Below are 13,947 nucleotides of genomic sequence, written 5' to 3' on the forward strand. Positions count from 1 at the left end.
ACATAAACATCACCCTTCCATAAGTTATCTTTACTAACTATAACAAATTTTCATTTTATTCACTAGCTACTGGTCAGCATCACTTTTTCAAAATGATCTATAAAACCTTGTTGATCAAGTCCGATAGCGATTTTATGCTTTCCTTTCTTGCTTGAAGGGCGAAAATCAGCAATCGTCAGCCCTTTTGCAACTCCATCTGTAACAACATTAATGTCTCTCTCTATATATTGTGCTAATTGTGGTTGATGAATAAGCATCAGCGGAACTACATCATGAATTGGCGCGCCCACAATTCCAGGGTTTGTTGTTTGATAGTAGGCTGTATAAAAGTCTAAATCTCTTTTATTAAAAACCCATATTGCCCATGATTCGTCAATTTATTAATTAATGATAGTGGGATAATGGCTTGATTTGTTGTGTTTAAAGGAGTAATACACACTTGGTGACTCTGTGTCTGTGTGAACACAAAGTCAGCTGCAACCGCATCTTCATAAACATTTGCTTCTGCCACAGTTGTTCGATTTCCGGGCACTAAAAAGGCTCCACCCATTATGTAATAACCACCGACTTGTGCCATTTCTTCTTTATATATATTTAATGCAAAAGCGAGGGCAGTCATTCTGCCTAACTCGACAATTAAAAGTTCTTCCTTATAATAGTGCACAATTTGTCTGATTGTATCGAATTGATGAATATTTCCTGGGGAATGAGGAGGGAGTTTAAATGACCCTAACCCATCGCTACCATGAATATCAGAAAAAGGCTGTTGATAAGGAATGGATAACGAAGTATAGGCGGCTGGAATAATAGGGATATGCACCATATTAGACAGATGGAGCACATAGGCTGCATTTTTTGTTGCTTGCTCTTTCGTGACATTGCCATAGCTTGTTACAATTCCGACCAACTCCAAATGAGGGTGCATCAGTGTATACATTAATGCAATCACATCATCAATGCCTGGATCACAAAACAACAATACATATCTTTTCTGTGCCATTTTTATCCCCCTTAAAACAACATCCTCTCATACTATATGTTTGGAAAAAGAATCCAATGATTAAAGATTATTCAAAATACAAATGTGCATGAAGCGAGCAGTTCGGATTAAATGAGTGCTCACACGATAGGCATTTTGCAGTACACAAGTAATCGGAAATCGTTAACAGCGATTGACAATGCCCACACAAGATCGCCTTTTCCTCAAACTGTGTCTTTGGCCATTGCTTTCGTTCATGCTCACAAGCTTCATCATGACATTTATAGCAAGGATAGAACTCGTTACAACAAGCAAATTTTATCGCTACAATGTCTTTTTCTGTATGATAATGAACACATCTTGTTTGATTATCAACGGTTTGTCCTTTTACATTTATCATCATATGAATCCTTTCCTTATAAAAAACGAGCGGACTTAAGTAGCCCGCCCGTTTTCTTTACGTTATTTTCCTCGCATAAACGAGACAAGAAGGCCAATTACAAAACCGATGACTGCTGGAACAACCCAAGCAAATCCGACCTCTGCAAATGGCAGTGGAAGCCAGAATAGATAATCCCAATTAGCATTCGCTGCCGTCAAACCTTCATTTACACTAACAATACCAGTAAAGAGAACCGTGAATTGGTAGACGCTTCTCTTTCCTCCAAACAACTTATCAAGGAACGCCAAGAAGATAAGCACAATAACGATTGGGTAAATAAAGCTTAGTACTGGAATGGAAAATTCAATGATTCGCGAAAGCCCAAAGTTTGAGATACCTGCACTAAACAACGTGAATCCTAATACTAACTTCTTATATGAAACACGTGGAAATTGCTTGTTAAAGTAAATTGCACATGAAGAAATTAATCCAGTCGCTGTTGGAATGCAGGCAAATAAGATTGTCACACCAAGTAATACATTTCCCATGAGACCAAAGTATTCTCCTGAAACAACTGCTAAAATCTCGGCGCCCCCTGAAGTGGTAATTTCAGAAGCACTAATCGCACCAAGGTAACCTAACCCGGTATAAACCGTTCCTAAACAGATAGCAGCTACGAGTCCTGCTTTCCATGCCGTTTTTTGAATTAATTTCTGATCGGTCAAACCTAAATCTTTAATCGCTTTTACAACAATGATGCCAAATACAACCGCTGCGATTGTATCCATTGTGAGATAACCTTCCGTAATTCCACGGAAAAGGGCAAAATCAACGTAATCGCCGGTTGGAGCTGTGTATGTACCGAGCGGTCCTACAACAACACGAACTAACAGGATCGTAATGACAATTAACAAAAGTGGCGTAATAATTTTACCAATCCGGTCAACAAACTTACCAGGATTTAACGCTAAGAAATAAACAATCGCAAAATATAAGACAGTAAAAAGCGCGAGGGCTAACTGACTACGTTCTTGTAGAAATGGGATGTATTCTAAAAACGGGACAATGGCGATTTCATATGACACTGTACCCGTTCTTGGCACTGCGAAGAATGGTCCAATTGTTAAGTACGTTAATGCTGTTAAACCAACTGCAAAGTAAGGATGAACTCGTTTGCTCAATCCTTCTGCATCGTCGCTACCTACATATGTAATTGCCATAACACCTAGTATTGGCAAACCTACTCCAGAAATTAAGAAACCAATAATAGCTGGCCATGCATTTTCACCTGCAGCTTGTCCTAGCTCTGGCGGAAAAATCAGATTTCCCGCACCGAAGAATAGGGAAAATAGCATTAAACCAATAAAAAAAATGTTCTTCTTCGAAATTTTTACTTGTGAATTCATTTTGTTAAGACCTTCTTTAAGTAATGGAATTATCTGACTAATAGGGTGAGATTTTTTTCGATGCTGCCAAGTGTACCATACACTCTCTTTTACTGTCCACTTCCTTTTAATTGCTTTTTTGAATCACTAACGATTCAATCTTTGTTCTTTTATGATGATCCATCTTCTCATATGCTAAATAGGAACCAACATATGAGAGGAGAATGTATATGTCGATTAATTTTCATGATACAAATCATGCAAACTATGACACGCGAAAAGCTGATAGTCATTGGACCACATTTGTTAAACAGCTTATTGGTAATCAACCTATCGAGTTAGCTGTAGACATTGCTTGCGGCGGCGGGATTTACACAAATGCTTTAATCGAGGTTGGAGCAAAAAAAGCCGTCGGCATTGATTTTTCAGAGGCGATGTTAAAATCAGCCAATCAAAACAATGGTCATCAACAGCGAATTGAATTTCTTAAAGGAGAAGCCGCCCAAGTACCTTTACCAACTCATTCTGTTGATCTAATTCTTGAACGCGCGCTTATCCATCATCTTAGTGATTACTCATCTGCTTTTCAAGAAGCCTATCGTCTTATCCGAAATGGTGGCACATTCCTTATACAAGACCGTCTTGCAGATGATTGTTTCCTCCCAGGCAGCAGTACACATATACGCGGCTACTTTTTTCAACGTTTTCCCCATTTAATTGATTATGAAAAAAGCAGACGTCCGCATCATGATGTGATCGTTTCAGCGCTTAAAAATGTTGGTTTCTCACAAATCACATCCCATACCATTTGGGAAAAACGAAAAGAGTTTCCCTCAAAAACAGATTTGCTCCTAGATATTCAAAACCGCACCGGTAGATCGCTCCTACATGAATTGTCAGACAAAGAATTATCAGAACTCGTTGACTTTATAGATAAAAGCATAAATTTCGATCGTGCAATCGTCGAGAAAGACCGCTGGACCATTTGGCAAGCAAAAAAAGCAACGTACGGTTAAACCATACGCTGCTTTTACTTAAGAAACGAATTCCAACTCCTTCTTCATTGGTGGATCTTGTTTTTTTCTACGAATTTGCTTCACAACTGAGTCAAGTCCAATTGCTCCACTCTTGCCTTTGCCAATCATAAGCAAGATTGCTAGTAAAAGCATGATAGGGTTCGTAGAAACTGTTCCTGCCAACATAAATGAAACATTCATTGTTCCACCGAAGAAAGCGGCAGTCGTCGTAAATAGTCCCACAATCAACCCTAATCCAACCAAAAGTTCGCCCCACATCACAATAAAACTAAAAATTTCTGCATTTGGTAACACGATTGTTTCAATAAATGAGTTGTACCAGGGATATGCAATTGCTCCACTCCCACTTCTTACTGGATTTTCTACTGCTACTGCAAGAAATCCACTAGCGTTAAAACCGTCACCTGTTATTTTTCCTAAACCGGATGAAAACCACTGCCATCCTAAATAAAGCCGAACAAACAATAAACCTACCATAGAGACATTTGATTTTGTTAAATAGTGAGTGAACATATAATCTCCTCCTTTGTGAAATATTTCACAATCTCTATAAATCTAGTATAGCGCATATTTGTTTTATGTGAAGCGTTTCACAAACATGTTTGAATTTTGTTCACATATACGTACTTAAAACGCTTATTTTCCAATTATTACCTTGATCTTTTTGTTTAACTTTCTAACAGTTTCGAATTCTATTCTTTTCCTATCGGCAAATAAACTTTTCTGTGTTAAAGTGTATCCTATCGTACAATTTCGGAAAGTAGGTGAATGCTTTAACTAGCATCTATTATGAGTGAGCAATGGTCTTCTAAACTTGGTTTTATTCTAGCTTCCGCTGGCGCAGCAATTGGACTAGGCGCTCTTTGGCGTTTTCCCTACTTAACTGGTGATAATGGCGGTGGCGCATTCTTTTTATTGTTTATTTTATTTACCCTTTTAATTGGGTTACCTTTGTTAATCTCCGAATTTATTATTGGTCGTGGATCCAAACGTGAAGCGGTTTCCGCTTATGAACGGTTATCCAAAACAGGAGCTTGGAAATGGATTGGTCGTTTTGGCGTTGTAGGTTGCTTTTTACTACTCACCTTTTACGCAGTGATTGGTGGCTGGATGCTTACCTATGTTGTTTTATCCTTTTCTGGCTCGATCCTTGAGCCAAATGGAGATTATGAAGCTTTGTTTGGTTCCGTTATTGGCAACCCAATCATAAGCATTCTAGGTTTAGCTTTATTTGTCTTTTTGAATGTAGTTGTGCTTTCATTTGGTATAAAAAATGGTATTGAACGAGCCAATAAATATTTAATGCCTCTTTTATTTCTCTTTCTCCTCATCATTATCATTCGAGGTGTGACAATTGAAGGCGCAATGGAAGGTGTTCGCTTCTTCCTTGTACCAGATTTCTCTAAAATCACGGCAGCAGGAACACTAGAAGCACTCGGTCATTCTTTCTTCTCTCTTGCAGTTGGTTTTTCGTGTATGGTTACGTACAGTTCGTACCTTGGCAATAATCAAAGTTTGCCTAGTTCTGCTGGATTCATTTCAGGCATGAATATCCTTGTCTCTTTCTTAGCAGGATTAGCTGTTTTCCCAGTTGTCTTTGCTTTTGGTCTCGAACCAGGTTATGGACCTGGATTGCTTTTTGTTGTCTTACCAACTGTATTTGAGCAAATGCCCTTAGGTTCGTTCTTTTTGATTTTATTTTTATTGCTATTTTTCTTTGCAACCATCACATCTTCATTCAGTTTACTCGAGATTATCATCTCTGCTTTTACACAAAACAAAAACTACCGTCGGGTAAATGTTGCTGCTATTTCTGGAATCATCGTTATTCTGGCAGGAATACCTGCAGCCTTATCAGAGAACCTATTAAATGACACGCTCCTTTTTGGAAAAAACATATTTGATTTAACAGACTTTATCGTCTCGAACTTAATGCTTCCACTCGGTTGTTTATTTATTGCGCTCTTTGTTGGCTACAAGATGAATAAGAAAACCATTTTTGCACAATACGAACTTGCTAGCGGTTCTCTTGGCAAAAGCGCTCACCTTTGGTTTGGTTTAATTCGGACGCTCGTCCCAATCGTGATCGTGTTTGTGTTTGCGATGCAATTTATAATGTAAAAACAAGCCGTCCGAGCTAAACGTCTCGGACGGTTATTTATGTTGCTATTTTTTTGCTTAACGTGTTAAAACTACCACCCATAAGATACAGCTTGCTTAACTACCACAAGCTTCTATTATTAGATAGAATCCGTTAATACCACTTATTTTTTAATTGGTTATCAAAATAGATTTGTTTTTCCTATTACCTGATTTGCTGCTGTTCAGTTACGATAAATACAACAACACAGAAAGGAAGAGCGTCTATGAATGTTATTATTCTTGTTTTTATGCAAGTCGTTCTGCCTATTTTACTACTAATGGCAGTAGGGGCCATCTTGCAACGAAAATTTCAGTTTCAATTGCGCCCACTTGCTCAATTGCTTACCTATTGTTTTATGCCAGCGGCGATTTTTTTAAATATTTATAACGCTAATTTGGATTATTCGCTGCTTCTTCAGCTCATTCTCTATCTTTTCTTATTCAGTTTAAGCCTTATCTTGCTAAGTAATGTCATAGCCAAGCTCCTTAAATTACCACCAGATGAAGGGGCAGCCTTAAAAAACAGCATTTCGCTCATGAATTCTGGAAACTACGGGTTACCAGTCAGTCAACTGATCTTTAGTGCAAATCCATTGGGTGTCTCTGTGCAAATCATTATGCTTGTTTTCCAAAACTTGCTTACCTATACATATGGGATGTTTAACTTAATGAATGCTTCAAAATCAAGCGCACAAATTTTTAAGTCGTTACTGCGGTTGCCTTTAATCCACGCCTTAATACTCGGCATTGTTTTTCAGTTGTTTCATTTGCCAATACCAGCCTTTGCGCTAATACCTCTTGAACAATTAGCTAATGGCTTTGTTGCATTAGCTTTGCTTTTGCTTGGAGCTCAACTTGCGACAATTTCGCTAAAATCATTCCACGCTGTCATTGGGTGGAGCTTGCTTGGTCGATTAGTGGCTGGACCCGCTTTCGCGCTTGCCTTTATTTATCTCCTACAAATCGATGGAGTCATTGCCCAATCCTTGTTTATTGCTAGCTCTTTTCCCACCTCTCGAAATACAGCGACACTTGCTTTGGAATATGAAAAAGCTCCTGAACTCACCGCCCAAATTGTTCTTTACTCAACGGTGCTTAGCAGTATGACCGTCACTTTTGTTATTTACTTAGCTTTACTCTTATTTTAAGGTTTCCAGTAACCAAAAAGCAGGTATACAATGAAAGAGGTTAAACAAAGAGGAGGGACATGCATTGAGTCAGATAAAAAAAGAGGCAAAAGAAATGGCAGGCTGGGATTTAGAAGACGAAACACTTGTGAGAGAATTTACCTTTGATAACTTTTTAAAAGGGATTGATTTCGTTCAAAACGTCGCCGCGTATGCTGAAGGAGCCCAACATCATCCATACCTTATCATTGACCATACAACGATTACAATTAAATGGACAACCGTAGATGAAGGTAAGTTAACAAAAAAAGATATTGAAGCTGCACAAGCTTGTGACACATTTTACGCTTAATAAATACCAAACTAGCTAGAACTATACACATAAACACCTGCAGGAGATAAGACAAAAATGAGACACACACCAGAGCTGTGAGGCTCATCGCCCATGGAAAGCGAAGTGTATGCGGGAGCGGTGGCACGTACCATTTTATGTATCATGAAATAAGCCGCCGTGGTAAAGGCGGCTTATTGTGATTCTTTCTTTGACTCTTGTAAAAAAGCAAGAATCACAAACACAAGGAAACTAATAACAACTGTTACACCGCCTCCAATGTAAAACCCTAATGTTACACCAAACGGTAATTCAATAGGTTCATTGTTATGAAGCCACATTCCCGATGTTAGCAGCATCGCTCCAACTACACCCGTCCACGCTTGAATTCCCGCAAGAATTCTTTGATTTGGTTCATATATTTTATGAAAAACACTCCACGCAAAAAGTGTTAGCCAACCAAGCACTAGCACATGAGCATGGATGGCTGATAAAGCATAAGACCCTCCTCCTGCCATATGAGCACCCATTAGTACACCCCATAAACCAAATAGAGATGAAACGATTAATAAGAGCTTCGCATAATTCATTCGTTAACTCCTCCTTTTCGTTTACCCAATCCATTCATTATGAATGGTAGATGAACCGATTACTCTCTATCTTCATAAAAGGCTTCACGCTCTTCTTCACTTACAGCTCCAACTATAATTTCTTGAGTTGGCATTACATGCATATCTCGTGCCGTTACATGAGCTTGAAGCAAGTAGATCCCATCTTCGGAGACCTTAACTGGAGCACTGTATAAACCGTCTTTCTCGTGAACGGCTTCATGGAACTCTCCATTGTCTCGATCTCCGTTTTTCCATAGTTCGAACAATACTTCATGGGCATCTTCCACTTTATCGTCCCCTTGTGCTACCCATGTTTGTAAATCAAACAATTCGCCTACTTGTTGCTCGTCTTCAACATCTATAGTAACGTCAATCATCTCTAGTGATACTTCGTTCCCACCATCTTCTTGTGAACAACCGACAAGCAAAATGAACGCAAGTATGGTCGTTAGTAACCCCCTCATTGCTCCTCTCCCCTCCATTCCTCAAAGTTAAATTCATTTAGTTGAACGATCGCTTTCGTTCCATCATCATTAGACTCCAGGAGAAAGAGTCCATTATGACGTGCAATAATTTCTTGTACAATCGCTAAGCCTAGTCCTGTACCTCCATTTTCACGACTACGGGCACGCTTTACTCTAAAAAAGCGGTCGGTTACATAAGGAAGATCTGTTTTAGGAATACCAAAACCTTGATCATGTATTGTCATTAAAGCTTTACCATCTGTTGCTATGAGTGTAATCTTAATTGTTTTTTTCGGCTCCGAATAAGCAATCGCATTTGTAAGTAAATTGATAATGACCTGTTTCATTCGATCACGATCGGCTTGAATAATACTATCTTCATCAAGTTCAAGGGAGAGATGCATTTCTTTTCGTTTTGCTTCAAACGCAACCGTCTCACTCGCTTCACGAATTAGTTCTGCAAATACAACCGCATCCAGTTTAAGCGGGTAAGCCTCTCCCTCTAATTGGGCAAGGTCCAACAAGTCATTAACAAGTCGATTCAATCTTGCTGTTTCTTTCGATAGTATGGCCATACCTTGCTCCTGCCCCATTACCCCTTCTTGCATACCTTCAATATAGCCAACCATATAGCTAAGAGGCGTTCGCAACTCATGGGCAAGATCCGCAAGAAACAAGCGTCGATTTTCCTCAACTTGCTGTAACGAATGAGCTAAATGATTTAATGAACGTGCCAATTCATCCATCTCATCTTCTTTTTTTCCAATCGTCACACGTTTACTAAAATCACCTTGTGCCATTTTCTTTGCAACTGCCTTCATCTTTAGCAGTGGATCGAGTAGTCTCCGTGTAATGCGATTGCCTAGAAAAACAATGATGGCTACAGCAAGAACGAGGGCACCATAAAGCAACCACTGAATATCTGCAAATGCATCATACACATCTGCCAGCGGCATGGAAATAAACACTGCACCCCCTAGAAGGTCTCCATCTAAGAGCGGAATGGCGATGCCTAGCATGTCTTGGTGAAAGCGAGGGTGTTCACGGCGAATTAGAACTGTATCACCTTGTAGAAGAACCTGTCGTTCTTCATATGTAATGAGTTCATCACCTGCAGCGCTTTCAAAGGGCACACCTCCTGAAAGCTCCATTGGGTCCTCTGTAAAAAGATAGAGCGCATCCGTCGTTTCATCAAGCCATTCCATTCGGTCAAATAAAGCTTCTGACGCTCCATATTCCTCGTATACTTGCGCTAATGCTTGTCCTTCCTCTGTGAATCGCGCGATTTGTTCATCCACATAAAGCCGCTCATATAGATAAAAGACGAGCAAGCTAGATAGACCTATAACAGCTGCCGCCGTGGCGGCAATCCCAAACCACACTTTTTTACGGATTGAGAAACCTGTCATCCTGTTCCCTCAAATTTATAACCTACGCCCCAAACAGTTTGAATCATCCGACCAGCAGGACCTAACTTCAAGCGCAGAGTCTTTATATGCGTATCAACAGTTCGTAACGAACTCACACTTACATCAGTCCAAACGTGAGAGAAAAGCTGTTCCCTTGAAAACGCTCTGTTCTGATTTTCCGCTAAAAATAAAAGCAACTCGTACTCTCTTCTTGTCAATACAAGCTCTTGGTCCGATTCGTACACACTCCGGGCACCACGGTTGATTCGAAGTTCTGCAAATACAAGCAAATCAGATATAGGCTTCAGTTCATAAGACCGCCGTAGTGCTGCCTCAACACGTGCCATCAGCTCTTTTGGACTAAACGGTTTAACCATATAATCGTCTGCTCCAAGCTTTAAAGCGCGAATCTTGTCTTCCTCATGGCTTCGAGCCGTTAACATAATAACGGGAAGCGCGTATGTTTTCCGAACCGTCTCACATACAGAAAAACCATCCATGCCCTCCATCATCACATCTAAAATAACAAGGTCAATTTGTTTGTCTTGAATAAGGCGTAGAGCATCCGCTCCATTGCTTGCTGTTAAGGGGATGTACGCTTCCTTTTTTAAATATGTGACAACAAGTTGCAGTAATTCTGGCTCATCATCGACTACAAGAACCGTCCTTTTCTCCATTACTTTATCTCTCCTGACGCGATGGCGTGTGGGCCAGAGCCAACAGCAACTTCCCCTGCCACCGTAAATGGATCTTTGTTCACGATTGTAACTGTGTCACTATCAAAATTACTCACAAGTAACTGGTCTTGATGTATATATACATAGTTCGGGTTTTGCCCAACCTCCACAGTTCCTACCACTTCTGCTTCTTTGATTTTATAAAGTTGATGGTCTCCGTGACATAAAACAAAAAAGGAAGCGTCCTGTCCACCAGTTATAGCAATTGGCATTAATCCTACATCAATTGTTTGTTCCAGCAAACCTGTATCCCCATCATATCCATAAATCATCTGGTTAAGTTCACCCGACTTCCCATGACCCCCAATCCATAACACGTCACCGTCATAATACATTCCTGCTGCACGGTCAGTAACAGAAAATGAATTTTCTACCATACCTTCTTCAATATTTATTTGATAAACGCATTCCTCTTCTGTGCTTAATACAAACAAACGTCCCTCGTCTGTTACAACCATCTCTGAAAGTTGACCACTTAAAGGAATGGAAACCATCGTCTGACCGCTTTGTTCATCAATTAATTGCACTTCATTTTTTTCTTCAAGAGTAACTGCAAATGCTTGTTGATCTGAAACGTGCACAATGGCTGTTGCGCTCTCTTCTAACCGAGTCACTGTGTTTATTTCTCCATTCATTAAATCGAGTTTAACGATCTCCTTCCCATCATCGGAAAGTGCAGCAACCTGACCATCTCCATACGCTACTTGGGCGCTCCATGCCGACTCAAGTGGTTCCACTTTTTCTATTTGATCGTTCGTTAAATCTAAGATCGTAAGTGAGGGTTCCTTCAAATGTGAAATGAACGCGTATGAACCGTTTTCATTTGGCAATGAAAAGGGTTGACCTCCACACGCACTAAGCATTAGTGCCATCATAACAAATCCAACAAGTGATCGCTTCATGTCGTTCCCCCTTTTCCCGAACAGTATAGCACTTAAATGTGAAATAAATACGAATTCTTAAAGGATTCACTGACGTGTATTCCCATGCTAAAAAAGCCAATCCAGCTCTGTGCTAGATCGACTATTCTGCAACAAAAAAAGACAACGTTAAGAAGTGTTTTACCGCTTTATAATCGTGTCTCTACAGTAGCTCCGCCTCACTTTTCCTTGTCACTGTTCACACGGGCACTCATTTATGTACGAGTCTCTTTGACCTTCTCTGCACGACGGATATGCTCTTTTACATAGTCAGGAGCTTTCACATCACTTAAAATGTATTCAGAGGACAACCATTTCACCTCGTCTACTTCCTCTTTGCTTTTGGCAGTCGCTTGCCCAGATGCATGTTCACATAAAAAGACAACGTCCACTACTTGCACACCATTATGTGTCGTAAAAAATGAGCTATACACATAATCAATTTGATCCTGTAAACGAATGCCCACTTCTTCCCATACTTCACGGATAACTGTTTTCTCAAGCACATCTACGGCATATCCACTCGTTGCATCCACTTTCCCGCCAACTAATGAGAGCTCGCCTGGGGCATGTTCTTCTTTCTCGCTTCGTTTTATGACTAGCCATTTATTCCCTTCATTAAAAATAGCCGCTTCTACATTAACAATAAACAAGTTTAATCCCACCTTATGGAAATCTTAAAAAAAGGTTTACTAGCGTTCTTTTACACGTTCATCTAACTTGCTTTTTCCAAGTGCTAATTGAACCACAATCATAGAGACAACAAGTCCTCCCATGAATAATAGTGCAGGCGTAAAACTATTAAAATAATCGTACATTCCCCCTACTAATAAAGGCCCTAAAGCCGCGAGTACATATCCGCCCCCTTGATTTAATGCGGATAAGGAGCTTGCTTCATCGGCTGTTCTCGTCTCAACAATTGGCAGCATTATCGCTAATGGGAACAGCCCCCCTGCACCCATACCAATAAACACCATACCAGCAAGAGGGTGACCTCCGAATAAGAGAATCAGTAAGCCCGTTAACTCAAACAAACTGCAAATAACTAATGATGTTGTTAAATAGCCATACTTTGAAACAAAGCTAGGCAATGTGAGCGAAACGGGAATTTGAATTAGTTGGAAAACGGTTACCATCGTTCCAGCAACGGCGGTTGAGTAACCCATACTAATGACGATTGGTCCGGCCCAAGCAGTTGTTGTATAAAACACAGTTGCCATCAAACCAAAAAACAAGGTCATAAGGAGGGCTCTTTTATTCCGAATCGGCAGGGCTGCCTTTGCTTCTTTTACATACGTGTGTTTGTTAAAAGCCAACTTCAACCACACAAAAACAGCGGCTGCTCCGAGGAGGCCCCATACGGCTAAAGAAGTTCCCCAGTTAAAGCGAGCAACCTCGTAAATCGGAACAGATACACCAGCTGCGATACCTGCTCCAACGACAAGCGCCGCTGAATAAATACTTACCAGACCTGGCCTACCCGGGAAATATTGTTTAATAAAACCTGAAAGAAGTGGACCCGCAATCCCAATACCCACCCCTGCTAAAAAAGCGGTGGCAATTAATAAAACCGATGAACTAATCGCACCTCTCATAAAGGTTGCAATTGTAATTAAAACGAGCGATAAGAAGATCGCCCTTTCTAAACCAAATCGTTTGCTAATTTTTGCTGCAAACGGAGCAAAAACGCCCATACAAAGAACTGGCAGCGTCGTCAACAAACTAGCTGTCATCCCACTCATTCCAAGAGAAGCTTGAATGGATTCGAGCAATGGCGACACTGAAGTAATCGCTGGGCGCAAATTGAGTGCTGCCAGAAACAAAGCGAGCAGCAAGTAAAATGTCCTCATCGTTTTCTCTCCCTAGATCGATCAACTATTAAAAAGATCTTTCTGTCTATTCAAACAGAATAAGCAAGGGCTTATCATCCGTCAAGCATCATTTGGGGGCATGAACCATTAAAAACGCTCTTCTCAACTCGCTTGTCCACCTCTTACCTTCTTAAGTCCAACCTTTCTAAAAGGAATTACATGACTATTTTGTCGAATAATGGTTATTAGAAAAACAAGTGTAGGAGTGATGGGTTTGAAAATCGGGCAATTAGAAGCAATAAATTTGTTAAGCCTTGTAGAAAATCAAAAAGAATACAGCAATTTTATTGTGAGCGAGATTAACAACCATTCCTTACGTATTGCCGTCATTGACGGCGAATATCATTGGCACAGTCACGAGGACTGCGATGAACTCTTCCTTGTACTGGAAGGAGAGCTCTTTATTGATTTCGAAGATCGGACAGTCTCATTAAAACCTGGTGAAATGTTCACAATCCCGGCAGCAACTCGCCACCGTACACGATCATACACGCGTACGGTTAATCTATGTTTCGAAAAAACAGAAACAGACATATCGGGAAGCTAACGGTT

17 protein-coding genes are annotated in these 13,947 nt (G+C 40.2%); 5 read left to right on the forward strand and 12 right to left on the reverse strand.

Annotation, left to right across the window (positions count from 1 at the left end; translation table 11 throughout):
- Positions 1–62 precede the first annotated feature (62 nt).
- From BK584_RS24655 to brnQ, 4 genes are all read right to left on the reverse strand, one after another.
- Positions 63–257, reverse strand: coding sequence for a hypothetical protein (locus tag BK584_RS24655; RefSeq protein WP_169871266.1), 195 nt, complete (start codon positions 255–257; stop codon positions 63–65).
- 74 nt (positions 258–331) lie between these two features.
- On the reverse strand, positions 332–1,000 hold the full coding sequence (locus BK584_RS13705) for a nucleoside hydrolase (protein ID WP_078393130.1): 669 nt from the start codon (positions 998–1,000) through the stop codon (positions 332–334).
- 67 nt (positions 1,001–1,067) lie between these two features.
- Complete coding sequence (locus BK584_RS13710; RefSeq protein WP_367579295.1) at positions 1,068–1,382, reverse strand: CHY zinc finger protein; 315 nt, start codon at positions 1,380–1,382, stop codon at positions 1,068–1,070.
- A 59-nt stretch (positions 1,383–1,441) separates the two neighbouring features.
- The gene (gene brnQ, locus BK584_RS13715; protein WP_078393131.1) at positions 1,442–2,767 is read right to left on the reverse strand and encodes a branched-chain amino acid transport system II carrier protein; all 1,326 of its coding nucleotides are present in this window, start codon (positions 2,765–2,767) and stop codon (positions 1,442–1,444) included.
- 209 nt (positions 2,768–2,976) lie between these two features.
- On the opposite strand from brnQ, the gene BK584_RS13720 reads away from it, so the two are divergent.
- Positions 2,977–3,762 (forward strand): class I SAM-dependent methyltransferase, encoded by a 786-nt coding sequence (locus tag BK584_RS13720; protein ID WP_169871268.1) that lies wholly within the window; start codon positions 2,977–2,979, stop codon positions 3,760–3,762.
- Between the two features lie 18 nt (positions 3,763–3,780).
- On the opposite strand, the gene BK584_RS13725 is transcribed toward BK584_RS13720, so the two are convergent.
- Positions 3,781–4,296 (reverse strand): DoxX family protein, encoded by a 516-nt coding sequence (locus tag BK584_RS13725; RefSeq protein WP_078393133.1) that lies wholly within the window; start codon positions 4,294–4,296, stop codon positions 3,781–3,783.
- 276 nt (positions 4,297–4,572) lie between these two features.
- Here BK584_RS13725 and BK584_RS13730 point away from each other — a divergent pair, with 276 nt between their 5' ends.
- From BK584_RS13730 to BK584_RS13740, 3 genes are all read left to right on the forward strand, one after another.
- Positions 4,573–5,904, forward strand: coding sequence for a sodium-dependent transporter (locus BK584_RS13730; RefSeq protein WP_078393134.1), 1,332 nt, complete (start codon positions 4,573–4,575; stop codon positions 5,902–5,904).
- A gap of 245 nt (positions 5,905–6,149) precedes the next feature.
- The gene (locus tag BK584_RS13735) at positions 6,150–7,073 is read left to right on the forward strand and encodes an AEC family transporter (protein WP_078393135.1); all 924 of its coding nucleotides are present in this window, start codon (positions 6,150–6,152) and stop codon (positions 7,071–7,073) included.
- Positions 7,074–7,137: 64 nt separating this feature from the next.
- A complete protein-coding gene (locus BK584_RS13740; protein WP_078393136.1) occupies positions 7,138–7,404 on the forward strand; it encodes a 4a-hydroxytetrahydrobiopterin dehydratase in 267 nt (88 codons plus the stop codon).
- 173 nt (positions 7,405–7,577) lie between these two features.
- Here BK584_RS13740 and BK584_RS13745 read toward each other — a convergent pair whose 3' ends face one another.
- The 7 genes from BK584_RS13745 to BK584_RS13775 all read right to left on the reverse strand — a co-directional run bounded on the left by BK584_RS13745 (position 7,578) and on the right by BK584_RS13775 (position 13,374).
- Positions 7,578–7,973: a hypothetical protein gene (locus BK584_RS13745; protein WP_078393137.1), complete on the reverse strand. Its 396-nt coding sequence runs from the start codon at positions 7,971–7,973 to the stop codon at positions 7,578–7,580.
- 59 nt (positions 7,974–8,032) lie between these two features.
- Positions 8,033–8,458 carry a FixH family protein gene (locus BK584_RS13750; protein ID WP_169871270.1) on the reverse strand — a complete coding sequence of 142 codons (426 nt, stop codon included), beginning with the start codon at positions 8,456–8,458 and terminating at the stop codon, positions 8,033–8,035.
- Positions 8,455–9,867, reverse strand: coding sequence for a sensor histidine kinase (locus BK584_RS13755; protein ID WP_078393139.1), 1,413 nt, complete (start codon positions 9,865–9,867; stop codon positions 8,455–8,457). The genes BK584_RS13750 and BK584_RS13755 overlap by 4 nt, the downstream gene beginning before the upstream one ends.
- Positions 9,864–10,544, reverse strand: a complete 681-nt coding sequence (locus BK584_RS13760) for a response regulator transcription factor (RefSeq protein WP_078393140.1) — start codon at positions 10,542–10,544, stop codon at positions 9,864–9,866. The genes BK584_RS13755 and BK584_RS13760 overlap by 4 nt, the downstream gene beginning before the upstream one ends.
- Positions 10,544–11,506 (reverse strand): YncE family protein, encoded by a 963-nt coding sequence (locus BK584_RS13765; protein WP_078393141.1) that lies wholly within the window; start codon positions 11,504–11,506, stop codon positions 10,544–10,546. The genes BK584_RS13760 and BK584_RS13765 overlap by 1 nt, the downstream gene beginning before the upstream one ends.
- A 233-nt stretch (positions 11,507–11,739) precedes the next feature.
- Positions 11,740–12,177 (reverse strand): NUDIX hydrolase, encoded by a 438-nt coding sequence (locus tag BK584_RS13770; protein ID WP_078393142.1) that lies wholly within the window; start codon positions 12,175–12,177, stop codon positions 11,740–11,742.
- Positions 12,178–12,216: 39 nt separating this feature from the next.
- Positions 12,217–13,374: an MFS transporter gene (locus BK584_RS13775; RefSeq protein WP_078393143.1), complete on the reverse strand. Its 1,158-nt coding sequence runs from the start codon at positions 13,372–13,374 to the stop codon at positions 12,217–12,219.
- 241 nt (positions 13,375–13,615) lie between these two features.
- Between BK584_RS13775 and BK584_RS13780 the strand changes: the two genes are divergently transcribed.
- Complete coding sequence (locus tag BK584_RS13780; RefSeq protein ID WP_245809010.1) at positions 13,616–13,942, forward strand: cupin domain-containing protein; 327 nt, start codon at positions 13,616–13,618, stop codon at positions 13,940–13,942.
- The last annotated feature ends 5 nt before the right edge of the window (positions 13,943–13,947 follow it).

Source organism: Shouchella patagoniensis (genome assembly GCF_002019705.1).
GTDB classification, from domain to species: domain Bacteria; phylum Bacillota; class Bacilli; order Bacillales; family Bacillaceae_D; genus Shouchella; species Shouchella patagoniensis.

Excerpts from the sequence above, each read along its gene's own strand:
- BK584_RS24655 (WP_169871266.1), bottom strand. The coding sequence starts at position 257 with ATGCTTATTCATCAACCACAATTAGCACAATATATAGAGAGAGACATT.
- BK584_RS13705 (WP_078393130.1), bottom strand. The coding sequence starts at position 1,000 with ATGGCACAGAAAAGATATGTATTGTTGTTTTGTGATCCAGGCATTGAT.
- BK584_RS13710 (WP_367579295.1), bottom strand. The coding sequence starts at position 1,382 with ATGATGATAAATGTAAAAGGACAAACCGTTGATAATCAAACAAGATGT.
- brnQ (WP_078393131.1), bottom strand. The coding sequence starts at position 2,767 with ATGAATTCACAAGTAAAAATTTCGAAGAAGAACATTTTTTTTATTGGT.
- BK584_RS13720 (WP_169871268.1), top strand. The coding sequence starts at position 2,977 with ATGTCGATTAATTTTCATGATACAAATCATGCAAACTATGACACGCGA.
- BK584_RS13725 (WP_078393133.1), bottom strand. The coding sequence starts at position 4,296 with ATGTTCACTCACTATTTAACAAAATCAAATGTCTCTATGGTAGGTTTA.
- BK584_RS13730 (WP_078393134.1), top strand. The coding sequence starts at position 4,573 with ATGAGTGAGCAATGGTCTTCTAAACTTGGTTTTATTCTAGCTTCCGCT.
- BK584_RS13735 (WP_078393135.1), top strand. The coding sequence starts at position 6,150 with ATGAATGTTATTATTCTTGTTTTTATGCAAGTCGTTCTGCCTATTTTA.
- BK584_RS13745 (WP_078393137.1), bottom strand. The coding sequence starts at position 7,973 with ATGAATTATGCGAAGCTCTTATTAATCGTTTCATCTCTATTTGGTTTA.
- BK584_RS13750 (WP_169871270.1), bottom strand. The coding sequence starts at position 8,458 with ATGAGGGGGTTACTAACGACCATACTTGCGTTCATTTTGCTTGTCGGT.
- BK584_RS13755 (WP_078393139.1), bottom strand. The coding sequence starts at position 9,867 with ATGACAGGTTTCTCAATCCGTAAAAAAGTGTGGTTTGGGATTGCCGCC.
- BK584_RS13760 (WP_078393140.1), bottom strand. The coding sequence starts at position 10,544 with ATGGAGAAAAGGACGGTTCTTGTAGTCGATGATGAGCCAGAATTACTG.
- BK584_RS13765 (WP_078393141.1), bottom strand. The coding sequence starts at position 11,506 with ATGAAGCGATCACTTGTTGGATTTGTTATGATGGCACTAATGCTTAGT.
- BK584_RS13775 (WP_078393143.1), bottom strand. The coding sequence starts at position 13,374 with ATGAGGACATTTTACTTGCTGCTCGCTTTGTTTCTGGCAGCACTCAAT.